Annotated in this window: 22 protein-coding genes and 3 other annotated features; of the genes, 19 read left to right on the top strand and 3 right to left on the bottom strand. The window is 42.8% G+C overall.

The window, feature by feature from the left end; all coding sequences use genetic code 11:
• The first annotated feature begins 57 nt into the window (after positions 1 to 57).
• The 5 genes from ACSR9O_RS16695 to ACSR9O_RS16675 all read left to right on the top strand — a co-directional run bounded on the left by ACSR9O_RS16695 (position 58) and on the right by ACSR9O_RS16675 (position 6716).
• On the top strand, positions 58 to 1728 hold the full coding sequence (locus ACSR9O_RS16695; RefSeq protein ID WP_230178211.1) for a sigma-54 interaction domain-containing protein: 1671 nt from the start codon (positions 58 to 60) through the stop codon (positions 1726 to 1728).
• A gap of 556 nt (positions 1729 to 2284) precedes the next feature.
• Positions 2285 to 3670 carry a GntP family permease gene (locus ACSR9O_RS16690; protein WP_434167710.1) on the top strand — a complete coding sequence of 462 codons (1386 nt, stop codon included), beginning with the start codon at positions 2285 to 2287 and terminating at the stop codon, positions 3668 to 3670.
• A gap of 32 nt (positions 3671 to 3702) precedes the next feature.
• Positions 3703 to 4398 (top strand): CoA transferase subunit A, encoded by a 696-nt coding sequence (locus tag ACSR9O_RS16685; protein WP_034309718.1) that lies wholly within the window; start codon positions 3703 to 3705, stop codon positions 4396 to 4398.
• A gap of 17 nt (positions 4399 to 4415) precedes the next feature.
• Positions 4416 to 5063, top strand: a complete 648-nt coding sequence (locus ACSR9O_RS16680) for a 3-oxoacid CoA-transferase subunit B (protein WP_101223188.1) — start codon at positions 4416 to 4418, stop codon at positions 5061 to 5063.
• Between the two features lie 735 nt (positions 5064 to 5798).
• Positions 5799 to 6716: a peptidoglycan-binding protein gene (locus ACSR9O_RS16675; RefSeq protein WP_491724739.1), complete on the top strand. Its 918-nt coding sequence runs from the start codon at positions 5799 to 5801 to the stop codon at positions 6714 to 6716.
• Positions 6717 to 6791: 75 nt separating this feature from the next.
• On the opposite strand, the gene ACSR9O_RS16670 is transcribed toward ACSR9O_RS16675, so the two are convergent.
• Positions 6792 to 7640, bottom strand: coding sequence for an HAD-IIB family hydrolase (locus tag ACSR9O_RS16670; RefSeq protein ID WP_491724738.1), 849 nt, complete (start codon positions 7638 to 7640; stop codon positions 6792 to 6794).
• A 141-nt stretch (positions 7641 to 7781) separates the two neighbouring features.
• Between ACSR9O_RS16670 and ACSR9O_RS16665 the strand changes: the two genes are divergently transcribed.
• The gene (locus ACSR9O_RS16665; protein ID WP_491724737.1) at positions 7782 to 8771 is read left to right on the top strand and encodes a LacI family DNA-binding transcriptional regulator; all 990 of its coding nucleotides are present in this window, start codon (positions 7782 to 7784) and stop codon (positions 8769 to 8771) included.
• Positions 8772 to 9035: 264 nt separating this feature from the next.
• Here the strand turns inward: ACSR9O_RS16665 and ACSR9O_RS16660 are convergent, their stop codons facing one another.
• Positions 9036 to 9548, bottom strand: coding sequence for a GNAT family N-acetyltransferase (locus tag ACSR9O_RS16660; RefSeq protein ID WP_202190599.1), 513 nt, complete (start codon positions 9546 to 9548; stop codon positions 9036 to 9038).
• A gap of 172 nt (positions 9549 to 9720) precedes the next feature.
• Between ACSR9O_RS16660 and ACSR9O_RS16655 the strand changes: the two genes are divergently transcribed.
• The 12 genes from ACSR9O_RS16655 (at position 9721) to ACSR9O_RS16600 (ending at position 22296) form a co-directional block, all read left to right on the top strand.
• Positions 9721 to 11202, top strand: a complete 1482-nt coding sequence (locus ACSR9O_RS16655; protein ID WP_260358487.1) for a sigma-54 interaction domain-containing protein — start codon at positions 9721 to 9723, stop codon at positions 11200 to 11202.
• 269 nt (positions 11203 to 11471) lie between these two features.
• Positions 11472 to 12908, top strand: a complete 1437-nt coding sequence (gene kamA / locus ACSR9O_RS16650; RefSeq protein WP_148357910.1) for a lysine 2,3-aminomutase — start codon at positions 11472 to 11474, stop codon at positions 12906 to 12908.
• Between the two features lie 2 nt (positions 12909 to 12910).
• Positions 12911 to 13177, top strand: coding sequence for a YokU family protein (locus ACSR9O_RS16645; RefSeq protein WP_157831034.1), 267 nt, complete (start codon positions 12911 to 12913; stop codon positions 13175 to 13177).
• 65 nt (positions 13178 to 13242) lie between these two features.
• Positions 13243 to 14106, top strand: a complete 864-nt coding sequence (gene ablB, locus ACSR9O_RS16640; protein WP_491724736.1) for a putative beta-lysine N-acetyltransferase — start codon at positions 13243 to 13245, stop codon at positions 14104 to 14106.
• Between the two features lie 13 nt (positions 14107 to 14119).
• Positions 14120 to 14359 (top strand): ferredoxin, encoded by a 240-nt coding sequence (locus ACSR9O_RS16635; protein ID WP_328177501.1) that lies wholly within the window; start codon positions 14120 to 14122, stop codon positions 14357 to 14359.
• Between the two features lie 53 nt (positions 14360 to 14412).
• Positions 14413 to 15780 (top strand): aspartate aminotransferase family protein, encoded by a 1368-nt coding sequence (locus tag ACSR9O_RS16630; protein ID WP_491724735.1) that lies wholly within the window; start codon positions 14413 to 14415, stop codon positions 15778 to 15780.
• Positions 15781 to 15790: 10 nt separating this feature from the next.
• Entirely contained in the window at positions 15791 to 16489 is a 699-nt protein-coding gene (locus tag ACSR9O_RS16625) for a CoA transferase subunit A (protein WP_491724734.1), read from the top strand.
• A complete protein-coding gene (locus tag ACSR9O_RS16620) occupies positions 16474 to 17136 on the top strand; it encodes a 3-oxoacid CoA-transferase subunit B (protein ID WP_491724733.1) in 663 nt (220 codons plus the stop codon). Before ACSR9O_RS16625 ends, ACSR9O_RS16620 begins: the two co-directional genes overlap by 16 nt.
• Positions 17137 to 17155: 19 nt before the next feature.
• Positions 17156 to 18337 (top strand): thiolase family protein, encoded by a 1182-nt coding sequence (locus tag ACSR9O_RS16615; RefSeq protein ID WP_230176598.1) that lies wholly within the window; start codon positions 17156 to 17158, stop codon positions 18335 to 18337.
• An 11-nt stretch (positions 18338 to 18348) separates the two neighbouring features.
• Positions 18349 to 19674: a peptidase gene (locus ACSR9O_RS16610; protein ID WP_101223176.1), complete on the top strand. Its 1326-nt coding sequence runs from the start codon at positions 18349 to 18351 to the stop codon at positions 19672 to 19674.
• A 122-nt stretch (positions 19675 to 19796) separates the two neighbouring features.
• Positions 19797 to 21287: an amino acid permease gene (locus ACSR9O_RS16605; RefSeq protein WP_148357909.1), complete on the top strand. Its 1491-nt coding sequence runs from the start codon at positions 19797 to 19799 to the stop codon at positions 21285 to 21287.
• Positions 21288 to 21660: 373 nt separating this feature from the next.
• Positions 21661 to 22296: a DUF7010 family protein gene (locus ACSR9O_RS16600; RefSeq protein ID WP_491724732.1), complete on the top strand. Its 636-nt coding sequence runs from the start codon at positions 21661 to 21663 to the stop codon at positions 22294 to 22296.
• Between the two features lie 44 nt (positions 22297 to 22340).
• Here ACSR9O_RS16600 and ACSR9O_RS16595 read toward each other — a convergent pair whose 3' ends face one another.
• Complete coding sequence (locus tag ACSR9O_RS16595; protein ID WP_101223175.1) at positions 22341 to 22616, bottom strand: hypothetical protein; 276 nt, start codon at positions 22614 to 22616, stop codon at positions 22341 to 22343.
• 122 nt (positions 22617 to 22738) lie between these two features.
• Positions 22739 to 22959: a binding site (T-box leader), on the top strand.
• Between the two features lie 30 nt (positions 22960 to 22989).
• Positions 22990 to 23211, top strand: a binding site (T-box leader).
• Positions 23212 to 23242: 31 nt separating this feature from the next.
• Positions 23243 to 23464: a binding site (T-box leader), on the top strand.
• A gap of 60 nt (positions 23465 to 23524) precedes the next feature.
• Here ACSR9O_RS16595 and thrS point away from each other — a divergent pair.
• Entirely contained in the window at positions 23525 to 25432 is a 1908-nt protein-coding gene (gene thrS / locus ACSR9O_RS16590) for a threonine--tRNA ligase (RefSeq protein WP_491725485.1), read from the top strand.
• The last annotated feature ends 149 nt before the right edge of the window (positions 25433 to 25581 follow it).

Genomic DNA, 25581 nt, shown 5'->3' with positions numbered 1-25581 from the left:
GCCTCATTTTCCTATGATATAATGGAGGAAACTTCAGACGGGTTAAGGAGAATAGGAATGGTCAGCGATAATAAAACTATTCAATTGGAATTAGTGAAAGCGATATTGGAAGAATTGCCTTTTGGTGTTTTGGTGACGAAAAACGAAAAAGAAATCGTTCTAAGCAATCGCGTATTATCTGAGGCTTTTGCTGAGAATCAATTTGAGATGCAAATAAAATTGATTTTAGAAAAAAACCTTGTACCAGCTGTAAATACTCCGATCCGCTTGAATGATAATAATGGGATTGTCAGAAAAGCCATCATTCAAATGGGTGATGAGGAGTATCAGATTTACCTCCTATTGTTTACAAATAATAAAAGTGATTTTCTTAATATCGATAATCATGAAGAACTTCTGTTTAAGGATATTATCGAGTTTGCTTATGACGGCTTGGTGATGGTTGATACGGAAGGGTATGTCCAAATGCTGAGCCACGCTTATGCGGATTTTCTTGGGGTCGATCAGGAAAGCTCGATAGGGAAACATGTAACGGAGGTCATTGAAAACACCCGTATGCATGTGGTCGCCAAAACTGGCAAGCAAGAGGTCGCTGAATTACAAAAAATTAAAGATAATTATATTATTGCGACCCGCTCCCCGATACGGAAACAAGATAAATTAATAGGAGCGGTCGGAAAGATCCTTTTTAAGAATGTCGGGCAATTTACCGCTCTTTCCAAGCGGATAAATTCACTTGAAGTAGAGCTGAAAAAGTACAAAGGCGATTTTCGCGAGAGAAATAAGGCCTCATATACGTTTGATCATTTGATGGGAAGAAGTCCTGCTTTCATGGAAGTGAAAGGTCAAGCCAAAATTGCAGCTAAAAGCGACTCGAATGTGTTGATTTTGGGCGAAAGCGGAACAGGTAAGGAGCTGTTTGCCCATTCCATTCATAATGATAGCAGACGGGCCATGGGCGTGTTTGTCAAAGTGAACTGTGCCGCCATCCCGGCAGAGCTGCTGGAGTCAGAGCTTTTTGGTTATGAAGAGGGTTCTTTCACTGGTGCAAAAAAAGGCGGAAAAGCAGGTAAGTTCGAAGCGGCTGAAGGCGGAACGATTTTTCTCGATGAAATCGGTGAGCTCCCACTGCATATGCAGGTGAAGCTGCTCCGTGTTTTACAAGAAAAAGAGATTGAGAGAGTAGGTTCTACGGGAAGTATTCCGATTGATGTACGGGTAATCGCTGCAACGAACCGTAATCTGGAGGAAATGGTCTCGAAAGGGGAATTCCGGCTTGATATGTATTACCGGTTGAAGGTCTTGCAAATCCAGGTTCCTTCCTTAAGGGAGCGACCGGAGGACATTGAAATACTGGGAAATCATTTTGTTGAAAAGTATCAGAACCTTATGAAAAAACGCGTAATGGGAATGAGTGATCAAGCATTACGGCTGCTTCGTCTTTATAAATGGCCGGGGAATATTCGTGAGTTGGAGAATATCATTGAACGCGCAATGAATATTGTTGAAGAAGGGGAAATGATACGTTCCAAGCATCTCCCTAAAGAAATAACGGGTCATAAAGAATCAGTATCGATCCGTACCTTAGCTGAAGTAATGGATGAAACGGAACGGGCTGCAATCGTTTCATGCTTGGAAATGACCTCAGGCAATAAATCAGAAACGGCAAAGAGACTCGGAGTTAGTCGAACAACGCTGTATGAAAAAATGAATAAATATGGTTTATGACTGCAGAAAGTGCCCTTTAGCCCAAGGGCACTTTTTTATACTTTTTAACCCCCTCTTAAGAATAGATACACATTTGTGCATATTTTTCACTAGCAAATATTTGCGTGTGTTAGGAAATCCGTACATAAAACGAAAGGAAATTTGAAAGTTGTAAGAAAAGTCTTACACTTTTTTAAAGTTTATACTTAGGTGTACTGAAACCTTGACAGTTTTAAGGGACTTTAGCTCTTAAAAGGGAAATAAACTGTTGGAAAAGGCTTTAAAGATGAGATTTTTCATTGCATTAAAGTTGGCACAATAATTGCATAATTACTTAGTGAATGGCCTATCTGTCATTTTATACTGTTTTTTCACGTAAAATGAAAAGGGATTTCGTAATTCAGCAAATTGTTGAAAGCGTTCTCAAAAATTGGAAGATCATTCAGCCTGACTTGGGGAAGGCAGGCTTGGATGGTAAAAGCGGAAAGATTAAAAATGTGGAATTTAGGAGATTAATAGTTCTATTTAAATGCTGCCGAAATAATTTTGGGGCAAGGGGAGAAAAGGGGGAATTGAGTTGGTGATTCAAATTTTAGCCATTGTTGTGGCGCTGGGACTTTTAATCTTTTTAGCCTACCGGGGCTATCCGGTCATTATCATAGCGCCGGTTGTTACTTTACTGGCGGTCATCTTATCCGGTGGACACTTGCTGCCGAGTTACACAGAGACATATATGACGTTTGCGGCTAACTATATAAAAGCGTTTTTCCCGATATTTTTATTAGGGGCCGTATTTGGAAAAGTCATGGAGATGAGCGGTGCAGCTGCATCCATCGCCAAGACCATCGTAAAATCACTAGGCTCAAAGCAGGCCATTCTTGCTGTAGTGCTGGCGTGTTCGGCGCTGACATATGGCGGGGTTTCATTGTTTGTAGTGGCATTCGCCGTTTATCCATTCGCAGCGGCAATTTTTAAAGAAGCAGACATTCCAAAAAGATTATTGCCGGGAACGATTGCATTAGGCGCTTTCACTTATACGATGGATGCCCTTCCTGGAACACCTCAGATTCAAAATATCATTCCAACGAATTATTTCGGAACAGATACGTATGCAGCTCCAGTAATGGGGATTATTGGCGCGATCATGGTATTTACAGGAGGAATGATCTGGTTAGAGCGTCGCCGTAAACAAGCGTTGGCAAATGGTGAAGGATACGGGGAAGGACATATTAATGAGCCAGAAAGTGCAGAACAGCAAAACCTGCCTAACTTTTGGCTGTCCATCGTACCGCTCATCCTTGTCGTAGCATTTAATTTTGCTTTCAGCCGCAGTGCCATTTCGGTTAAGCACTGGTATGATGCATCGATGTTGAAGGAAACTTTCAACATTGCAGATGTAAGCACTGTCACTTCATCCTGGTCTTTGATTGTGGCACTGACAATCGGTATCATTGCAGCGATGCTTCTGAATGTTGGACGCATCAAGGTCAAATTGGCAAGTGGATTAACAGCTGCGGCAATGGGATCATTGCTTGCGATATTCAATACCGCTTCTGAAGTTGGTTTTGGGAATGTTGTGAAAACGCTACCTGGATTCTCGGTCATTCAAAACTGGGTGTTCAATGCAAGCGGTAATCCACTTGTATCCGAAGCTATTGCCGTCAATGTGCTGGCAGGGATTACCGGATCTGCATCTGGTGGACTTTCGATTGCGTTGGAAGTAATGGGAGGTCACTATTTGCAGGTGGCCCAAAGTGTCGGAATCACCCCGGAAATGCTTCATCGAATTGCATCCATGGCATCTGGCGGAATGGATACACTGCCGCATAATGGTGCCGTCATTACCTTACTTGCCATTACTGGACTGACACATCGTCAATCTTACAAGGATATTTTTGCGATTACGATTTTAAAAACAGTGACCGTGTTCATCATTGCTTTTGCAACTTCACTGTTTATTTAATAGAATAGTATTAAGAATGGAGATGATGGAAAATGAGTAAATTATTAACATCTTTTGATAGCGCTATTCAACAAATCGAGGATGGAGCAACCATTATCGTAGGCGGGTTCGGATTAAGCGGAATACCAGAAAAACTGATCATTGCTTTGCGTAACAAAGGTGTAAAGGATTTGACGATTGTCAGCAACAATTGCGGTGTCGATGACTGGGGTCTGGGTCTATTGCTTGAAAATAAACAAATCAAAAAAATGATCGCTTCTTATGTTGGGGAAAATAAGTTATTTGAACAGCAATTTTTAAGCGGCGAGCTGGAGGTCGAACTAGTTCCCCAAGGAACGCTGGCCGAGCGTTTAAGAGCGGGCGGAGCGGGAATTCCTGCCTTTTATACAGCTACAGGAGTAGGAACGGAAGTGGCAAAAGGTAAAGAACATAAAGAGTTTGATGGCCGCACATACATTATGGAAAAAGGAATAGTCGGAGATTTTGCCTTTGTAAAAGCCTGGAAAGCAGATCATTTCGGTAATCTTGTATATCGGAAAACGGCAAGGAATTTTAACCCTGTCGTTGCCACCGCAGGGAAAGTCACGCTTGTCGAAGTGGAGGAGCTTGTGGGCACAGGGGAGCTCGATCCGGATGAAATTCATACTTCAGGAGTTTATGTACAGAAAGTGCTTGTAGGGAATGACTATGAAAAACGAATTGAAAGACTTACAACTGCTAACGCATAAAAAAGGAGGAGTATCGAATGACTAGACAACTAATCTTAGAACGGGCCGTTAAAGAAATCCAAGACGGTATGTGTGTAAATTTAGGGATTGGAATGCCGACCTTGATTGCCAACATGATCCCGAATGACTTTAATGTCATGCTTCAATCGGAAAATGGCTTACTGGGAATCGGCCCTTATCCACAAAAGGATGAAGTCGATCCGGATTTGATCAATGCAGGAAAAGAAACAGTAACCGCAAAAGCAGGGGCATCATTTTTTGATAGCGCTGAATCGTTTGCAATGATTCGCGGCGGCCACATCGATCTAGCCATTTTAGGCGGGATGGAAGTTTCCGAAAATGGGGACTTGGCAAACTGGATGATTCCAGGGAAGATGGTAAAAGGAATGGGAGGAGCGATGGACCTCGTCCAAGGCGCAAAACGTATTGTTGTCATCATGGACCATGTGAACAAGCATGGGGAATCCAAAGTGAAAAAAAGCTGTACATTGCCATTGACGGGAGAAAAAGTCGTCCATTGCCTGATTACCGAACTGGCTGTTTTTCAATTTACAGAAGCTGGCATGGAATTGATTGAACTGCAAAATGGCGTAACACTTGATGAAGTGAAAAGCAAAACAGAGGCCGACTTTACAGTTAGCCCCTCTATTGAAATTAAAGCGTAAGTTAAAGAGAATAATAAAATAATACATTATTAGACTGCTTTCATTCGCAAACGGGCGAACGGAAGCAGTCTAATTTTTTTTGTGGAATTCCCTATCAATAATGAAGGAACGAAAGGCCTTTTAACCTCAGTTATCAATACTTGGCAGACAGTCGGCGGAAAGGGAGGGGATTTCTGAAAGAGGGTATGTGTAATGGATTTCCACTCCAGGCACTCGCTTTCAGCGGGCGGTCCGGGAGCCTCCTCGACGCTTCGCGCCTGTGGGGTCTCCCTTGGACGCGCTTTTCCCGCAGGAGTCTCGTACCTTCCGTTCCAATCAACTGGACTTCTTTTTTAAGAAATATTGTAGGGAAACTGGTACTTCTCTCCATTCGTCTACAGTCTGGCGGTTCCATCAATTTTTCGTCAAAAGGAGTTTCGAATTGCACTCGCCCCGAACCAAGATTTTAAAAGTAAACTTGATGTTTTTTACTAGTCTATACCGATGCAACCCTCAATAGATAAAAGAAAATTGCGACACTCCTGCCGAAAAACTGGCTAGCCGAAACCCCGCAGCCGTTTACCGGCGAGGAGGCTTGGCAATCGGCGGAAAGAGAGCGGATTTCTGAAATCAGCTGGAACGTTTTTTACATATTACTTCTATTCTCTAATAAATGAGATATTTTCCTAACTCTGCTACTTTTCCGTCAAAAAGGCTTATATAGAGTCTGATGGGAATTTAAAAGGAGGGATGACAGTGAAAGTAGCATTACGGACATTATTGGAGCGATCAGTGAAAAAGATGGGCAAAGGGATGAATCCTGTTGTGAAGGCATCAGCATTGGAAATGGTCGAACGTGCTTATAATGAAGGAATCACGGTACAGATAAGTGCAGGTTATCGCTCTTTGGAAGAACAAGCCAACCTTTATGGTCAAGGACGAGTTTACAGCTACAAAGGAAAAAACTATAGTAATCTAGCTAAACCGATTGTGACGAAGGCTAAGCCTGGGCAATCCTATCATAATTATGGACTGGCTATTGACTTCTTCATAGTGAGTGATGATGGCAGGAGAGCGATATGGACAGTTAATTCAAAATGGCAGCGAGTGGCTGCCATAGGTAAGGGTTTAGGATTTAAATGGGGCGGCGATTGGAGTTCATTCAAGGATTACCCCCACTTGGAGATGACAGGCGGGTTATCATATACACAGTTACAAGCAGGAAAAGATCCGCGCCTTACCTTCAAATTAGAAAAAAGGGAAATGCAGAAAACCGGCAAAGGAGATAATCATATCATTTCGATTCAACAAACGTTAAATGGCCGATATGAAACGGCTATTGAGGGTGACGGCTTTTATGGCCCCAAAACTCGATCGGCCCTTATAAAAGGTTTACAAACGGAAATGAATAAGCAGTTCAATAAAAAGCTTGTTGTCGATGGGAAATGGGGACCTAAAACCAAAAATGCGATCGTCACCATAAAAAAAGGCGCTAGCTGCAATATCACATGGATCCTGCAAGCAACGCTCTATATGAAAGGATATAACCCTGGGCCCCTTGATGGAGAATTCGGAAAAAATACCGAGACGGCATTATACAAATACCAAAGAGCAAGCGGGATATCCGCAGATAAGCTTGCAGGTAAAGAAACATGGAATGATTTGTTTGCTTGATATAGAATCCATACTGTTAGCAGAAAGTTAAAGCTGTGGCAAGAGTGCACCAACTACCTTTTTTCATTACTTATACTAAATATTAATTATGGATTGCAAAGTTCTTAATATTCCTTTAGAGTACGTACCTGTCGCTATTTTAGTATGAGCTTCCTTGGCTTCTTGAGTTGCATTCCCTACAAGGTAGCCATGTTTAACACTTTTTAACATGAGCAAATCATTTCCGCTATCCCCGAAAGCAAAGGCATGCTCCCGACTCAGCCCGAATTTATCTAGCATAAATCGTACAATCTCATTTTTACCAGTACCTAATGGGATAAAGTCTATATCATAACTATCTTCAGGATCGCCGGCAAGGGGATTACAACGATTGATATTTACCCCTATCCCATACTCTTTGGCCACCATCTGGATAGTGGATAAGTTCTTCTTGTCGACAGATTCATGTTGTATTTGATAATAATAATTTCTTTTATAGCGTGAACTTCCCATTTGAGTCTGAGGAATCAATGGTATATTGCCGTTGAGTAGAACATTATAAATTTCATCGACTTTCCGTTTATTAAATTCTTCGATATTAATCTGTGAATGCCAATCTGGATCATTTTCCAAAAAGTTATTTTCTGAGAAATAGGTGATTTCGGTACCTAAGTCACTTGCAATAAAATGGGGAAAAAAGCTGAATCCACCATGTTCCATTTTATGTAATATTGATTCGATACTACTCCCTGTGACCCAGCCAAAGACAAGTTCTTCATCATTACTTTTTGCTTCTAAGTAATTTTCAAGTTCATATAAATCTTTCTGTCTCTCGTGACTCATGGAGTGAGGATAATAGGTTTCATCAAAATCACAGAATACAATGTATTTTGGGTCATCAACCTTTGGCAATAACTGAAACCCGCCCTTTTTATTCAATAACATAACAATCCCTCCATTAGCTAAAAATATAACTTTTTAAAAATACAACTCAGCAGTAAAATTTTGTTAATATATTAGGAACGGTTTAATAATAACTTCTGAAATCGATAACATGTCAACCACTTTTTACAAGGATGGGATTAAATGACGAGAATTAGCGAGATAGCCAAGATATGTAATGTCTCTAAAACAACGGTATCCAGAGTCTTTAATAATCATCCATATGTATCGAAAGATAAAAGGGAACAAATCTTAAAGGTCATGGAAGAGCTTGATTATGCACCAAGTTCACTAGCCCGGAATTTTAGGACAAATAAAACCCAGACCATTGCAATATCAGTTCCAAGTTTCGATCATCCATTCTTTGCCCAATTGGTTAAAGGAGTATCTCTAGCAGCCTTGGAAAATGATTATAAAGTTCTTATTTTTCAAACCTTTTATGATGCGAAAAATGAATTAGATGTTATGGGAAAATTAAAGAATAGAGAAGTAGATGGGGTTATTTTAGGAGCGTTAGAAAATGAATGGAATGTAATCAAGCCTTATTTGAAATACGGCCCAATTTTACTGTGTAATGAATACCATCATTCCGCCTCTATACCAATTATTGGTTATGATGAATTCGAAGCGACATACAAAGCTGTTAATCATTTAATAAAAAAAGGCCATAGGAAGATAGGTTTTTGCTACGATACTTCTTATAGTCAGGCTCAGATTCAAAGAAAAGAGGGGTTTTTAAAAGCTTTAGCAGATAATAATTTACTACATAATGAAGACTGGATATTTGGGCATGGATTTAATATTGAAGATGGATTCCGTATTTGTGATGAAATATTAAAATTAAAAGAAAAACCTACTGCTTTATTTACTGGAAATGATCAGGTCGCAGCAGGAATTATTAAAAAGGCAGCTATGTTGGGCTATAAAATACCGGAATACCTAGCTATAGTTGGTTATGATAATCAATCTATTTGCCAAGTCACAACCCCCACCATAACCACAATCGATATACCAATTATGGAATTAGGACAACGCACTGTAATAGAATTGATAAAATATTTAAGTAATGATTTGAAATTAAAGCGAGACGTTATTAAATTGCCTACCAAACTTAAAATCAGAGAATCAACCTAACCATCATTAAGATATAAAACTTCATTTTCAGGTTTTATCCTTTGAGCAGTATATGAATGGTTAGCGGATGGGATGTAATCCGACCTATCTCAGGAAAAATCCGACCTATCTCAGGAAAAATCCGACCTACCCCGGGAATAATTTGATCCACGCGGAAATAATTCGACATACTTCAAGCTTATCCGACCTACCCGGGAATAATTCGACTTTCCCGGGAAATAATTCACCTAAACCCAGCATAATTCGACTTCCCCTGGCAAGAATTCATTCAAGTTCGAGGCACCAATCATTGCATCGCATAAAGCTCCCCAGCGGGTATTCGAATTCACATTCGGAGATGAGGTTGAATCCGAGCTTGCGGCAAATCGCGTTTGATGCAGGATTATTGATGGAAGGGAAAGCGTGAATGTATTTGTATTTTCGTTCGGCTATGATTTTCTCTATCAGTGCCTTCACGGCATGAGATGCGATTCCTTTTCCTTGGAAGGAAGGGAGGACGCTCCAACCGATTTCATACACATTTTCATCGTTCCACACTTTTTGCCAGTAGCCAACGGAACCGGCCGCCTCTGCCTCTGGAAATGAGTTGATGCTAAACATGCATCCTTTATCTCCAATCTGTAGATACCGTTGATGGCGTTTCAGGACTTGTTCATTACTTTCTGGTCCGCCAAGATGTTCCATCATTTCTGGGGCATTTAGTTGAAATAGTAATTCAAGGTCTTTATCTTCCCACGGTTTAATTTCTATTTTCGTTTCTTTGCTTCGTTCTGTAATCCGACTCACCCCTAGAATTTTATATTTTCTTATATAATCTTCTTGGCTTAATGCGAGATTCCTTTATTTGACCTTAGTATTCTATTGCTTTTGTGTTGAAGTTTGATTTTAATAAGATTAAAGAGATGAATGTTTCCCATTAAATGCTATAATTTACAGGTGATTCTATCAAATGACAGAGAACGGAGATGAAGAAATGAAATCTTCAGTAAATCAGTTTTCCACTCAATTTGAATGGATATTGAATGTGATCAATGTGGGTGTCCATATTGTGAATAAAGATGGGGATACGGTTTTTTACAATGAAATGATGGCACATATCGACGGGCTTGATCGTGAGCAGGTGCTGGGGGAGAATATTTTTCAGCTTTATCCTTCATTGACTGATGAATCCAGTACGCTGCATGTAGCATTGGAAAAAGGCAATGAAACGATTGAGTCCATTCAAACATATGTCAACTTAAAGGAGAAAAAGATAACGTCCATCAATAGTACGTATCCTTTGTATGAGGATGGTGAAATCATTGGTGCAGTGGAAATCGCAAAGGATATTACGAAGGTCATGAACATGTATGACCAAATTGTCGATTTGCGTTCCCAGCTGGCCGAGACCCATAGGAAAAATAAGTTCTCTGAAGGGACGGCGACCTATCATTTTAGTGATTTGATTGGTAATAGCCCTGCTTTTCAGCAAGCGATTTCCTTGGCGAAAAAAGCGGCCCGTACACATTCCCCAGTCATGATTTATGGACCAACAGGGACAGGGAAGGAACTTGTCGCTCAAAGTATACATAATGTAAGTGCTCAGCGAAATCAGCCATTCATCGCGCAAAACTGTGCGGCTGTTCCCAAGGAATTGATGGAGGGGCTGCTGTTCGGTACGACGAAAGGGGCTTTTACCGGAGCGATGGATCGCATGGGCATTTTTGAACAGGCAAATGGCGGTACCCTTTTCCTTGATGAGCTGAATAGCCTCGACCTCGGCCTGCAGGCAAAATTGCTGCGAGTGCTACAGGAAGGTGAGGTGCGCCGTGTTGGAGGTTCGAAAGAGCAAAAGATTAGTGTGAAAATCATTGCTGCGATGAACATTTCTCCAGAAGAGGCGTTGGAGCGGGGAATCATTCGCTCGGATTTATTCTTTCGCCTCAATGTCGTGACGATCCAGATGCCTTCTCTTTCGGAGCGTAAAACGGATATTCCGGAAATCGTCAATCACTTTATTCTAAAATTCAACAAATCATTTTTTACGGAAGTGCGCGGGATCAGTCATAAGGCGATGCAGCGGCTTCTTCAATATCCATGGCCAGGGAACATTCGTGAGCTGGGACATGCCATCGAGTTAACCTTTAACGTCATGGACGCTGGGGAAGATATGATTGATGAACATCATCTTCCTGCTTATCTTTTCCCGTCAGGAAATTATGCTGCAGCAAATGCGCAGAGCCAGCCTTCCCCATTGAAAAACAGGATTGATTTACCTGTCGTTCTTGAAGAAATGGAAAGGGAAATGATCATCAATATGTTCGAGAAATATAACGGGAATATCAGCAAAACGGCAGAAGCCCTGAATATTAAAAGGCAGGGATTGCAATATAAGTTAAACAAGTACGGCATTGAAAAAGTTTATACGGCAGGGTCGAAGGAAACCAAGTGAATTCAGGTTTTTTGGAAACGCTGTCACTTTCTTGATCATGATGTAACGTGAAGAGGGCTCTTGTGTAAAGAGAGCCTTCTTTTTTTATTGCCTGGCGCAAAGAATCTGGCTGCAAAAAATTATGCATAATGAAAAATATCTTGCGATTTTCAGCTAGGTTTCCCCCCATTTGCTTATGATTTCCTTGTTATCAATGTTGGCATCATTCTTGCGAGAGTATATATATAAGTTCTTAGAATAAGGGGGCATTTTAAATGAATTTGATGGGAATGGATGTAAAAAATAAAGAATACCTAGGTGGACGCAGGCATTATAATGATATCGAATTATGGAAGGATGTAACGGAAGAGCAGTGGAATGATTGGATCTGGCAATTGACCAATACGATTAAAACACTGGATGATCTGAAAAAGGTCGTCAACTTGACACCGGATGAAGAGGAAGGAGTCCGGATTTCGACTCAAACGATTCCGTTGAACATTACGCCTTATTATGCTTCATTGATGAATCCCGATGATCCTCGCTGTCCGATTCGTTTACAGTCGGTACCGCTTTCGGCAGAAATGAACAAGACTAGATATGATTTGGAGGATCCGCTGCATGAGGATGAGGATTCCCCTGTTCCTGGATTGACGCATCGTTATCCGGATCGGGTTCTATTCCTTGTAACGAACCAATGCTCCATGTACTGCAGATATTGTACGCGACGCCGTTTTTCAGGTCAGGTAGGCATGGGTGTTCCCAAGAAGCAGCTTGACGGGGCGATTGAATATATCCGGAACACTCCGGAAGTGAGGGACGTGCTGATCTCTGGAGGAGACGGCCTGTTGATCAATGATAAGATCCTTGAATACGTATTGAGTAACTTACGTGCCATACCGCATGTGGAAATCATTCGGATCGGCACACGTGCACCGGTCGTTTTCCCGCAGAGGATCACGGAAAATTTATGTAATATTCTGAAAAAATACCATCCAATTTGGTTGAATACGCATTTCAATCATTCACTTGAACTGACGGATGAAGCGAAAAAAGCATGTGATATGCTGTCGATGGCAGGGGTGCCGCTTGGTAATCAGGCAGTCATCCTGGCTGGTATCAACGATAGTGTACATATCATGAAAAAGCTTATGCATGACTGTGTTAAAGCGAGGGTTAGACCTTATTACATTTATCAATGTGATCTATCTGAAGGGATTGGCCATTTCCGGGCGCCGGTTTCAAAAGGACTGGAAATCATTGAAGCGCTGCGCGGCCATACATCAGGATATGCGGTGCCAACTTTTGTGGTGGATGCTCCTGGCGGAGGCGGAAAGATTGCCTTGACTCCGAATTACCTTCTTTCGCAAAGTCCGGATAAAGTCGTTTTACGGAACTTTGAAGGAGTGATCACAAGTTATCCGGAGCCGAAGAATTATGTTGCCGGCAGTGCGGATGCTTACTTTGATGAAGTGTATGGTACTGCGGATAGGAAAGAAGCCGTCGGGATTTCCGCACTCATGACGGATGAGAAATTCAACTTGGTACCAGAGGGCCTTCGTCGTCTTGACAAGAGAAAATCGTATGAAAGCACTGACGAACATGCTTCCTTGAAGGATCGCCGTGATAAACGGGATGAAATGAAGGAAAAATTAAGGTTAGCCCAAGAAAAAAAGAACGCCATGGCCGCTAGTGGCTCGGTGAAATCTGACGGCAAGGAGGAATGAAGATGGACTGCTTGTGGTGCAATGCCCCAAACGTAGAAGAAAGCGAAAAGAAGGATTGTTACTGGATCATGCCTGACGGGAAACGCTCAATAAAAGTCCTTCAAGTTCCAGCCTTGAACTGTCCTGAATGTGGAATCTATGTGTCTGATTCGATGAATCAAAAGGTGGATGAAGCCTTATCCATCTATGATGTGAGTGAATATCCTGATGAGTTTACGTATGATCAGCTTCTTCAGGCACCTATCAAAAAATTATTTAATTGGAAATAGAATGCCGGGAGAAGCGGATGATATGCATCTCTTCTCCCGAATTCTTTAAATAAGGGGGGTACATAATGCCTGTTCAAAAGCTGCCTTTTTTTACCCAAATGGAGACCGGGGATTGTTATACGATGGAGCTCTATCATGATCATGCCAATCAGCGCTTGCGTATGGATGATTATCGGGGAAATATCAAAAAAGCAATCGATCGGGCCCTTGCCATTGCAAAGGAGCAGGGCTTTACAAAAGTGATACTTAAAGCGAGGAATGAAGATTTATCAGCGGCGTTGGGTAAAGGATTCATGCTGGAAGGAAGATTGAGCAAGTATTTCAAAGGGAATGATGCTTATTGCATGGCCTTCTATTTAACGGATGAAAGGCGAACAAGCGACTTTTGGGTCAAGGAAGATAAAGTAATCCAAGATGTAAGTGAGATTTCTAGACTGATTGAATCTCAGCAAATACCTAAGGATTATATCCTCCGGTTTGCTACGGTTGAAGATGCAAAAGAGCTGGCGAATTTATATGGTGCCATCTTTGAAACCTATCCTACACCGATGAATGATGAGCGATATATCAAGAAAGTGATGGAGGAAGGCACGATCTTTAGTGTTATCGAATATGAAGGAACCATCGTGAGTGCTGCATCCGCTGAAGTGAATGAGATGTATCACAATGCTGAATTAACGGACTGTGCAACAATTCCCCAACATCGGAAGCATGGTTTCATGAAGGTGCTCATCTCCGCCTTGGAACAAGAATTGTTCAGGAAAAACATTTATTGCTCTTATTCGTTAGCGCGTTCATTGTCAATGGGCATGAACGCCGTCTTTCATCAGCTGGGATATGAATATGGCGGCAGATTAACGAAGAATTGCAATATTTGGGATAAGTATGAGGACATGAATATTTGGGGTAAAGATTTATCCCTCAAGTAGGAGGATTATTTTTATGGCTAAATACACTTGGGTCGATAAAGAAACCTGTATTGCGTGCGGGGCATGCGGTTCAACAGGTCCTGAGATTTATGACTATGACGATCAAGGGATCGCTTTCGTCATCTTGGACGATAATCAAGGGATTGCCGAGGTTCCTGAGATTCTGCATGATGACATGCAAGATGCTATGGAAGGCTGCCCTACAGAATCCATCCTGATTCAGGATGAGCCTTTTAGGATAGGTTCCTTTTAAAAACTTAATATATTGATAGATAATGTGTACGAACGTTAAAAAGGAGAGATGACATGACACGCAATTATTTGATTAAGCCTACTTTAGATCATGACTATCCCACTATCTCTCATGGGAATGGAATTTATCTTTATGATACAGATGGAAAGCAGTATATAGACGGATCATCAGGTGCTGTTACGGCAAGTATTGGCCATGGTGTAATGGACGTTGTCGATGCAATGACGGAGCAGGCCCGCAAAGTTTCTTTTGCATACAGGTCTCATTTTACGAGTGAAGCCGCAGAAGCATTAGCCAAAAAGCTAAGTGATTTGGCTCCAGGGGATTTGAATTGGTCATTTTTCGTGAATAGCGGATCCGAAGCGACCGAAACGGCGATGAAGATAGCGATTCAGCATTGGCAAGAAAAAGGATATGAGCGTAAAAATCGTATCGTCTCCAGATGGACGAGTTATCATGGGATTACGATGGGCGCTTTATCGATGTCAGGTCATGTACCGAGGAGAAAGCGTTTTGTTCCGCTATTGGAAGATTTCCCTAGCATTTCCGCTCCCTACTGTTATCGATGTCCTTATAATAATGAATTTTCCGGCTGCAAGCTTCAGTGTGCAAATGAACTGGAAACAGCCATTCAAAGGGTCGGCTCCGAGAATATCGCAGCTTTCATCGCAGAACCGATCATCGGGGCATCCGCTGGTGCTGTAACACCGCAGGATGGTTACTATCAAAGGATTAAGGAAATCTGCGAAAACTATGACATTCTCTTTATCGCCGATGAGGTAATGACGGGAATCGGACGGACAGGAAAAATGTTCGCTATGGAACATTGGGGAGTCGACCCGGATATCATCGCATTGGGTAAAGGAATGAGCGCCGGTTATACTCCAATGGCAGCCACAATGGTTAGTGACCGTGTCATGGAGCCCATTTTAAAAGGCTCGAATTCAATCATGGCTGGACACACATATAGTGCAAATCCTCTATCTGCAGCCGTTTCATTGGAAGTGCTTTCCTACATTGAGGGAAATGACCTGGTTCAGGCGGCTGAAGAAAAAGGTCAATATCTGTTTAAGAAGCTGCAAGGGTTGGCTGGGAAATTCGACATCATTGGTGATGTACGGGGGAAAGGGCTTCTCCTCGGACTTGAGTTTGTCTCCAATCGGATTTCAAAAACGCCATTCGACTTGCAAATCGGCCTGACCACTAGGCTTGTCAATAAGGCGTTTGCGAAGGGATTGTTGATCTATCCTGCTGCAGGTGCGATTGAAGGAATCGCTGGTGATGCGGTTATCCTATCTCCGCCATTAATCATTACGAATGAAGAAATCGATCGCCTCGTCAAGATACTGGAAGCTTCCCTTGAAGAGTTGCAGCGTGAATTGCACTCGGAAGGTTTGATTGAGGACATGCAGGCTATTTAGGAGGAACGGTATGAAGCAGGTCATTACGAAGAAAAACAAAATTGTGACCATGGAAGAAGCATTGGAGCATATTTCCGATGGATGCACACTCATGTATGGCGGATTTGGCGGGGTGGGGACCCCCCCGACGCTCGTACAGGGTATTCTTGCCAAGGGCGTCAAGGAATTGACCTTGATTGGCAATGATACTGGATTCCCTGACATCGGCATTGGCCGGCTTGTGACTGCTGAAAGGGCAAAGAAAGTGATCGCCTCGCATATCGGATCCAATCCTAATGCCGGCAGGCTCATGACTGAAGGAAAGCTGCAAGTCGAATTTTCACCGCAAGGGACATTAGCCGAACGGATTCGTGCTGGCGGTGTAGGCTTAGGCGGGATTTTTGTCGATGTCGGGATTGGTACGATAGCCGAAGAAGGCAAGGACAAGATCATGATAGAAGGAAAAGAATATTTGGTGGAAACCGCTTTGACGGCTGAAGTCAGCATTGTCCATGCCAAAAAGGCAGATTCGCTGGGGAATTTAGTGTACGACAAGACTGCATGTAATTTCAATCCGCTGGTCGCGATGGCTGGAGCCTTCACGATTGCTGAAGTGGAGGAAATCGTTCCTGCAGGCGAATTGGATCCGGAATGTATTGCCACACCAGGCATTTATGTAGATATGGTGATTCCGACAAAAGGGGTGAATTGGAAATGGGCATGGCAGTAGATGTACGAAATCGCATCGCGAAACGCGCCGCCAAGGAAATTCATGACGGATTGATCGTCAACTTAGGCATCGGCATCCCTACCTTGGTGGCCGACCATATACCTCAAGATATCTCTGTGCTGTTTCATGCGGAAAACGGAGTTCTCGGTACAGGTCCAAGTCCTGATCCCGGGAAAGAAGATCCTGCCCTCTGTAATGCGGGAGGTTTCCCGATCACCACTGTACCGGGAGCTTCTTACTTTGACAGTGCAACGGCATTTGGAATGATCAGGAAAGGATACATCGACATCACCATACTTGGAGCCCTGGAAGTGAGTGAAAAAGGGGATTTGGCGAATTGGATCGTCCCAGGAAAGCGGGTGCCGGGGATGGGCGGTGCAATGGAACTTGCCCAGAAAGCCAAAAAGGTGATCGTACTGATGAATCACGTGAATAAGCAGGGTGAATCGAAGATATTGAAGACATGTACGCTTCCATTGACGGCAAGGCAGAGTGTGGATTTAATCATCACGGATATGGCAGTCATGGAAGTTACAGAAGAGGGATTGGTGCTGAAGGAAGTCATGGCTCCATATACAGTGGATGATGTGATAAGGAATACGGAGGCAACGTTGAAAATCCATGCTGCTGTCAACACCATTGAATAGGTAAGAGGAGGAAAAAAGCATGAATGAGGTTGTCATCGTTGCTGGAGCGCGAACTGCAGTTGGATCCTTTGGCAAATCACTACGGAATGTTAAAGCTACCGAATTGGGCCGTCAAGTATTGGAAGGTTTAATGGATAATTCTGGGTTAGATAAAGAGAAGGTAAATGAAGTGATTTTCGGACATGGCTATGTCCACGGAGGCGGACTAAACTCGGCCCGAATTTCGTCGCAGATGGCATGTTTCCCACACAGTGTCCCAGGCCACGTTGTAATCAAAGCATGTGGATCAGGTTTAAAGGCCATTACCAACGCCGCTGTAACTATCGCTGCTGGTCAAGAAGACGTAATCATTGCCGGCGGAGTGGAGAGCATGAGCAATGTGCCTTATATCGTGAAAAATAGATGGGGCGGTAAATTTGGAAACGTAACGATGGAGGATGCTCTGCTGGCAGATGGATTAATATGTTCCTTGGGAAATGAGCATATGGGAATAACTGCCGAGCGCTTGGCTGAAAAATACGGTATCCGTCGTGAAGAACAGGATCAATTTGCTTATCAAAGCCACAAGAAGGCTTGTAAAGCTATAGTAGAGGGTCGCTTTGATAGAGAAATTATTTCGCTTAAAATCAAGGATCGAAAAGGACTTCAAATCTTCAACCATGACGAAGGGGTACGCGAGGACATTCATCTAGATCAACTAGCCAGTCTTCCAGCAGTATTCAAAAATGAAGGAACCATTACGGCAGGAAATGCCTGTCCTATGAATGATGGAGCTGCAGCTGTACTATTAATGTCCAAGCAGCAAGCAGAAGAAAAGGGATTAAAACCGCTCTTGAAAATAAAAGCTTTCGCCAGTGCAGGAGTTGAACCTGGAGTTATGGGGATTGGACCCGTACCAGCGACTCGAAAGGCATTGGCAAAAGCAGGTCTATCGTTAGAGGATATCGGACTGATTGAACTTAATGAAGCCTTTGCTGCCCAAGCACTTGCAGTGATCAAGGAGTTAGATTTGAATCAGGATATTGTCAATGTCAATGGAGGGGCAATTGCACTTGGTCACCCTGTAGGAGCAACAGGTGCAAAATTGACAGTCACACTGATGCATGAAATGTTGCGTTCACAAGTTAAGTACGGAATGGTAACGTTGTGTATGGCAGGTGGAATGGGACTTTCAGTAATCTATGAGAATATGTGTATTTAAGGAGGATAAATGTGCCGGATATAAAAAAACGGATAAACCAATGGATAGAGGATCATCGGGAAGAAGGAACAAACCTTTTGCAAAAAATGGTACAAGCCCCGAGTACGCAAGGAAATGAAGCAGGGGCACAGGCCATCGTCGCACAAAAGCTGCAGGAAATGGGTTTGCAGATCGATAGTTGGGAACCTGACGGCGGAGAGCTGAAAAAGCATTCTTATTTCTATTCTCCACGCAGTGAATTTTCCAACAGCCCCAATGTGGTAGGTATCATGAAAGGGACTGGAGGCGGACGTTCCATCATTTTGAACGGACACATCGATGTGGTTCCAGATGGAGACCGGGATCAGTGGGACGACGACCCATATAGCGGAGCGATTAAGAATGGAAGAATGTTTGGACGCGGAGTAACCGATATGAAGGGTGGAAATGTATCGCTTATCCTTGCGATGCAGGCATTGAAGGAAAATGGCATCCAATTAAAGGGAGATGTCATTTTTCAAAGTGTGATTGAAGAAGAAAGCGGCGGAGCCGGAACATTAGCGGCCGTCCTGAGGGGATATAAAGCCGATGCCGCCCTGATCCCTGAACCGACGAATATGAGGATCTTCCCGAAACAGCAGGGTTCGATGTGGTTCCGAATCTCTGTTAAAGGACGGTCAGCCCATGGCGGAACAAGGTATGAAGGCGTTAGTGCGATTGAAAAAAGCATGACCGTCATCAATCATATTCGTGCCTTGGAAGACAAGCGAAATGCACGTATCAGTGATCCGCTTTATCAGAACACGCCTATTCCGATTCCAATCAATCTAGGTGTCATTGAAGGTGGTAATTGGCCGTCATCCGTTCCCGACCTTGTGAAAATCGAAGGAAGGATGGGCGTTGCACCGGAGGAAACGATGGTGCAGGCGAAAGACGAAATGGCTGCCTGGTTATTGCAGCTGGGGGAAGTGGACCAATGGTTCAAGGAAAACCCGCCCGTATTGGAATGGTTCGGGGCACGCTGGGTTCCAGGAGCAATTGATGTAGAGCATGAACTGATGAATGCGCTTGTTCATCAATATCGGCAAGTGGCCGGACAGGACCCTGTCATAGAAGCATCCCCTTGGGGAACGGATGGGGGATTGCTGACACATGTCGGTGAAACGCCTGCAATCGTTTTCGGGCCAGGAGTAACCGAGGTTGCCCACTATCCAAATGAATACATCCTGCTCGACAACGTATTCTCCACAGCGGAGATCATTGCCCTTACTTTAATTCAATGGTGCGGAATGGAGACTGAGCAGGATGGGGTCACCCAGGCCGGGAATAGGGAGACGATACCAGGCAATGGCAATTAAACTGGATAGCATCCCAGCAGGTAAAGCGAAATATTTCAGTCTTTCACAAAGCGGTTGTTAAAAACTCTTATATTTCTTGAACTTTTAACTATAAAAGAAAATGAGGTAGGAACCATATGGATATGAATCTCATTGATAATCAAGAACCGACAGTTAAAAGGCATCCCGATAATCAAGAACCGACAGTTAAAAGGCAACTGAAAGCAAGGCATATGACCATGATTGCCATTGGCGGTTCAATAGGAACCGGATTATTCCTGGCAAGCGGGGCAACCATCCAGAGCGCAGGGCCTGGTGGTGCCCTTGCTGCATATGCCTGCATTGGAATCATGGTTTATTTCCTTATGACGAGCTTAGGGGAAATGGCGACATATATGCCTGTGTCGGGATCATTTTCCACCTATGCCACACGCTTTGTTGATCCCGCATTCGGCTTTGCACTTGGCTGGAATTATTGGTTTAACTGGGCAGTCACCCTTGCCGTGGAAATAGCCGCTGCAGCCATCATCATGAAATTCTGGCTCCCTGATGTACCCAGCCTTATATGGAGTGCATTATTTCTTGGAATCGTCTTCACCCTCAACGCCCTATCTATTAAAAGCTATGGTGAATCTGAATATTGGTTTGCCTTAATAAAAGTCATTGCCATCATTTGCTTCATCATTATTGGTTTATTGACCATATTGGGGGTTTTTGGCGGAAAGGTGATCGGATTTGAAAACTTCACCATGGATGAGGCACCATTCAAGGGAGGATTTTTATCGATCATCTCAATCTTTCTAATCGCGGGATTTTCTTTTCAAGGCACGGAACTGGTTGGTATTGCTGCCGGAGAAAGCGAAGAACCCGAAAAAAATGTTCCGAATGCGATCCGTCAAGTATTTTGGCGCATCCTATTATTTTACATCGGGGCCATCCTGATACTCGGCCTCTTAATACCGTATACAAGTCCAAGTTTGTTGAACGGAGATGTCGATAATATTTCTGTAAGCCCTTTCACACTTGTCTTTGAACGGGCAGGACTGGCATTCGCGGCATCCGTCATGAATGCAGTCGTGTTAACCTCCTTACTATCCGCAGGGAACTCGGGGCTATATGCATCAACACGGATGTTATGGTCGATGGCAAAAGATCATCAAGCTCCCAAATTCCTGGCCAAAGTCAACCGCAGGGGGATCCCGATGAATGCTTTGATTCTAACGGCATTAATTGGCGGGCTCGCCTTCTTGACATCCATTTTTGGGGACCATGTATTTACATGGCTATTGAATGCATCCGGGCTAACCGGCTTCATCGCCTGGATTGGAATCGCCATAAGCCATTATCGCTTTAGACGGGCCTACGTCGCACAGGGCGGTGATTTGAACGAATTGAAATATAAAGCAAAATGGTTTCCACTCGGTCCGATCCTATCATTCGTCCTTTGCATGGGTGTCATTGCAGGGCAGAACTATCAAGCATTCCTAAGCGGCAGCATCGACTGGTATGGGGTCGCCGTCTCCTATATCGGATTACCGATATTCCTGGCTATCTGGTTAGGATACAAGATTTATCACAAGACCAAATTAATATCATTAAAAGATTGTCAATTCGATAAATCAGATGTGGCCTGATACCAATGGAAAAAACCTGAGATCCCTTTGGGGACTCAGGTTTTTTTGTATGAAATTCCAGTTATATCTCCGAAAATAGGAATATATCGACGAAGATCCAGTTATATCTCCGAAAATAGGAATATATCTGCGAAACCCAGTTATATATCCGAAAATCGAAATATATCTCCGAAAATCGAAATATATCTCCGAAAATCCAGTTATATCTCCGAAAATCGAAATATATCTCCGAAAATCGAAATATATCTCCGAAAATCCAGTTATATCTCCGAAAGCGGAAATTATCTATTAAAGTTCGCGATATGGTAATTTTTTCAATAAAATCTTTTTTTGCAGCTGAATAATCGGGGAGGGTGCGTAATACTATTATTCTATGTATGATAAAACTTTGCATGAAAGGAAACTGATGATGAAAGAGGCGTTTCGCGGTTCTGGAATTGGAGTCATTTTCATGGCGGTCTTCGGAACTCTGTGGGCGGGTACCGGTGTAATGGGATTGCAGGGGTGGGGGTTTCCCTACGTGGAACTCGCAGCCATATTGGTCGGAATCATAATGGTTATCGGAGGCATATCATTAATTCATGCATCACAAAAAATGTCCAATCAAGTTTCAGAAAATGGGGCTAGGCGTCTGAAGCGTATTGGATTTTTGTTTAATATGGTTTTCATTGCCGAAGGTTTGCTGATTGGAATTGCCATTGCCATCTGTAACTTGATAGATCAGATTGATCTTATACCAGGCATCATCGCCATTATTGTAGGGATTCATTTTTTACCTTTGGCGTCACTTTTCCAAATCAAGGTTTACTATGCAACAGGAGTGCTTCTCTGTTTATTGGCGCTTATCACATTGCTTATTGTGCCAGACACCGTCATGTTTGGGGAGCATCAAATCCTTGCACCGTTATCATTGCTCGGCTTCGGATGTACGCTAATTCTCTGGACCACTGGACTTACGCTATGGCTTGGAATAAAGAATTCAAGTCGAACGATAGCCGATGAAGATTGAACTCATCAAAAAACCCGTCATGAAGAACGGGTTTTTCATTTCGATTAATTTTTCATCCAGGTCAAGAGCCTGACAATTTGAAATGGCTCATTCCAAACGAGAATGAAACTTAAAAGAAAGAATGCAGCCACAGCCAAAAACTTCAACTTTCCTTTTTCATTGGTAAACATGGCCCCTAAACTGCAAAACATACCAATAAGCAACGCACCGAATCCTGAAATCATAAGCAGCTCGGAGGCTTTTGCTAAAGCAAGGGAACAGCAAAATGATAGTGTACCAATCACTGCAAATACGATAGACCAATTGCTTAAACTTTTCATAGAGACTCCTTTTTTACTAATTATACCAATTTAGTGTTTGTAATGAAATTAATAAATTTGAGGTTGTCACTTATGGGAATATATTGTAATATATATAACAATATAAAAATCCATTTACATTTTTAGAAGCATTGATAAGGACATGAATCATTTTTACGGTCTGCAGAGAGGGAAGGGCAGCTGCGAACTTCCTGGCTTAGGAAACTGATTTACCGCCTTTGAGTTATATCGGTGAACAAGAGTAACTGATATCGTCTAAGCTGCGTTACAAGCTCCAGAGCCATGAGTGTTTTTTGCTTATGGGAAATTGGGTGGAATCACGGGTAACGCACTCGTCCCTTACTTAGGGATGGGTGCGTTTTTTATTATTATAATTTTTGCCATGATAAGGACATGAATCATTTTTACGGTCTGCAGAGAGGGGAGGGCAGCTGCGAACTTCCTGGCTTAGAAAACTGATTTACCGCCTTTGAGCTATATCGGTGAACTAGAGTAACCGATATCGTCTAAGCTGCGTTACAAGCTCCAGAGCCATGAGTGTTTTTTGCTTATGGGAAATTGGGTGGAACCACGGGTAAACGCACTCGTCCCTTACTTAGGGATGGGTGCGTTTTTATATTATTATAATTATTGCCATGATAAGGACATGAATCATTTTTACGGTCTGCAGAGAGGGAAGGGCAGCTGCGAACTTCCTGGCTTAGGAAACTGATTTACCGCCTTTGAGCTATATCGGTGAACAAGAGTAACTGATATCGTCTAAGCTGCGTTACAAGCTCCAGAGCCATGAGTGTTTTTTGCTTATGGGAAATTGGGTGGAACCACGGGTAAACGCACTCGTCCCTCGCATAGGGATGAGTGCGTTTTTTTATTATTAAAAAAGGGGTGTTTATGTGATGAGTGAAAAAATGATTAAAGTTCAATTCCCGGATGGGCAGCAAAGGGAATATCCGCAAGGGGTGACGGTGGAAAGTGTGGCAGGGTCCATCAGCTCAAGTTTAAGGAAAAAGGCAGTAGCAGGAAAACTGGGTAAGCAACTGGTTGATCTAAGTCACAAGCTTAATAAGGATGCCGAACTGTCGATCTTGACTCTGGATTCTGATGAAGGATTACAAGTGTTACGACATACATCGGCACATGTTTTGGCGCAGGCGGTGAAAAGATTATACCAAAACGTGGAATTAGGGATGGGGCCAGTAGTGGAAGATGGTTTTTACTATGATTTTAAGTTAGACCATCCTTTGAGTTCAGAAGATCTACAAGCCATTGAAAAAGAGATGGAGCATATCATAAGTGAAAATCTGGAAATTAAAAGGATCGAAGCGACTTATGATGAAGCTGTAAAGTTATTCGTGGGTAGAGGGGAGTCATTCAAGTTGGATATAGCAAAGAACATCCCTAATGGTGAAAAATTAACGCTTTATCAACAAGGGGAATTCGTCGATCTTTGCAGAGGGCCGCACCTTCCATCCACTTCATTTGTAAAATCGTTCAAATTGACACGTGTATCTGGTGCCTACTGGCGGGGAGACAATCAAAATGAAGTGCTTCAAAGGGTGTATGGCGTTGCTTTCCAAAAGAAAAAAGATTTACAGGAGCATTTTGAATTTCTGGAAGAAGCGGCTAAACGCGATCACCGTAAATTAGGGAAGCAGTTGGAGTTATTCATGTTTTCGGAGGAAGCCCCTGGAATGCCGTTTTATTTACCGAAAGGACAAATTGTTAGAAATGAATTGGAGAAGTTCTCACGGGAGCTTCAAATTGAAGCTGACTACGACGAAGTTCGCACTCCTTTCATGATGAACCAGCGGTTATGGGAACAATCGGGTCACTGGGATCATTACCATGAGAATATGTACTTCACTGAGGTGGATCAAACAAAATTCGCGATGAAGCCAATGAACTGTCCGGGTCATATGCTTATATTCAAAAACAGTCTTTATTCTTACAGGGATTTACCCATCCGGATGGCCGAATTCGGTCAAGTCCACCGTCATGAATATAGCGGTGCATTGAACGGGATGCTGCGTGTCCGTACATTTTGCCAGGATGATGCCCACATTTATGTTCGGAAGGATCAAATCGAAAGTGAAATTAAACAAGTGTTTCATCTGATTGATAAAGTGTATCGCACTTTTGGATTCGAGTATTCCGTGGAGCTCTCGACTCGTCCAGAGGATTCAATGGGCGATGATTCCCTTTGGGAAGCTTCTGAAACAGCCCTGAAAAATGTTCTGGAAAGCATCGGGATACATTATCAAGTAAATGAAGGGGACGGGGCATTTTATGGACCAAAAATTGATTTTCATATTAAAGATGCATTAAAAAGAAGCCATCAATGTGCAACAATCCAGCTTGATTTTCAAATGCCCGATAAATTTGATCTGACTTACATTGATGAAAATAATGAAAAAGTCCGTCCGGTCGTCATTCATCGTGCCATTTTTGGATCGATCGATCGTTTTTTTGGAATTCTGATAGAACATTTTGCCGGTGCATTTCCCGTCTGGCTCGCTCCGGTGCAAGTACAGATCATCCCTGTCTCACAGGTTCATTTGAACTATTGTTTAAAGGTTCATAAAGAACTGAAGAATAAAGGCATAAGAGTGAAAATTGATGATCGGAATGAAAAGCTGGGGTATAAAGTCAGGGAAGCACAGATGGGGAAAATCCCATATATGCTGGTTCTTGGAGATAAAGAAGAGAAAGCAAATGAAGTGAATGTCCGGAAATACGGGGAACAAGAATTTGAAAATGTCGCAATAGAAATGTTCATTAAGAAAATGGTACAGCAAATAAAAGAACGCGGCAACTAACAAAAAAGCAGCTTAATCCGGAACTCACCAGTAAATGTGCGAAATTCACGAGTAAATACGCGGAACTCACGAGTAAATGTGTGAAACTCACGAGTAAATGTGTGAAACTCACGAGTAAATGTGTGAAACTCACGAGTAAATGCCCATTG

This window comes from Peribacillus sp. B65 (genome assembly GCF_058513295.1).
This window is presented reverse-complemented; position numbering and strand designations above follow the sequence as displayed.

Coding starts and splice junctions, on each gene's coding strand:
- ACSR9O_RS16595 (WP_101223175.1), bottom strand. CDS start 22,616: ATGAAAAGTTTAAGCAATTGGTCTATCGTATTTGCAGTGATTGGTACA.
- kamA (WP_148357910.1), top strand. CDS start 11,472: ATGGATGTAAAAAATAAAGAATACCTAGGTGGACGCAGGCATTATAAT.
- ACSR9O_RS16635 (WP_328177501.1), top strand. CDS start 14,120: ATGGCTAAATACACTTGGGTCGATAAAGAAACCTGTATTGCGTGCGGG.
- ACSR9O_RS16630 (WP_491724735.1), top strand. CDS start 14,413: ATGACACGCAATTATTTGATTAAGCCTACTTTAGATCATGACTATCCC.
- ACSR9O_RS16600 (WP_491724732.1), top strand. CDS start 21,661: ATGTATGATAAAACTTTGCATGAAAGGAAACTGATGATGAAAGAGGCG.
- ACSR9O_RS16680 (WP_101223188.1), top strand. CDS start 4,416: ATGACTAGACAACTAATCTTAGAACGGGCCGTTAAAGAAATCCAAGAC.
- ACSR9O_RS16665 (WP_491724737.1), top strand. CDS start 7,782: ATGACGAGAATTAGCGAGATAGCCAAGATATGTAATGTCTCTAAAACA.
- ACSR9O_RS16615 (WP_230176598.1), top strand. CDS start 17,156: ATGAATGAGGTTGTCATCGTTGCTGGAGCGCGAACTGCAGTTGGATCC.
- thrS (WP_491725485.1), top strand. CDS start 23,525: ATGATTAAAGTTCAATTCCCGGATGGGCAGCAAAGGGAATATCCGCAA.
- ACSR9O_RS16620 (WP_491724733.1), top strand. CDS start 16,474: ATGGGCATGGCAGTAGATGTACGAAATCGCATCGCGAAACGCGCCGCC.
- ACSR9O_RS16645 (WP_157831034.1), top strand. CDS start 12,911: ATGGACTGCTTGTGGTGCAATGCCCCAAACGTAGAAGAAAGCGAAAAG.
- ACSR9O_RS16625 (WP_491724734.1), top strand. CDS start 15,791: ATGAAGCAGGTCATTACGAAGAAAAACAAAATTGTGACCATGGAAGAA.
- ablB (WP_491724736.1), top strand. CDS start 13,243: ATGCCTGTTCAAAAGCTGCCTTTTTTTACCCAAATGGAGACCGGGGAT.
- ACSR9O_RS16605 (WP_148357909.1), top strand. CDS start 19,797: ATGAATCTCATTGATAATCAAGAACCGACAGTTAAAAGGCATCCCGAT.
- ACSR9O_RS16670 (WP_491724738.1), bottom strand. CDS start 7,640: ATGTTATTGAATAAAAAGGGCGGGTTTCAGTTATTGCCAAAGGTTGAT.
- ACSR9O_RS16655 (WP_260358487.1), top strand. CDS start 9,721: ATGACAGAGAACGGAGATGAAGAAATGAAATCTTCAGTAAATCAGTTT.
- ACSR9O_RS16685 (WP_034309718.1), top strand. CDS start 3,703: ATGAGTAAATTATTAACATCTTTTGATAGCGCTATTCAACAAATCGAG.
- ACSR9O_RS16695 (WP_230178211.1), top strand. CDS start 58: ATGGTCAGCGATAATAAAACTATTCAATTGGAATTAGTGAAAGCGATA.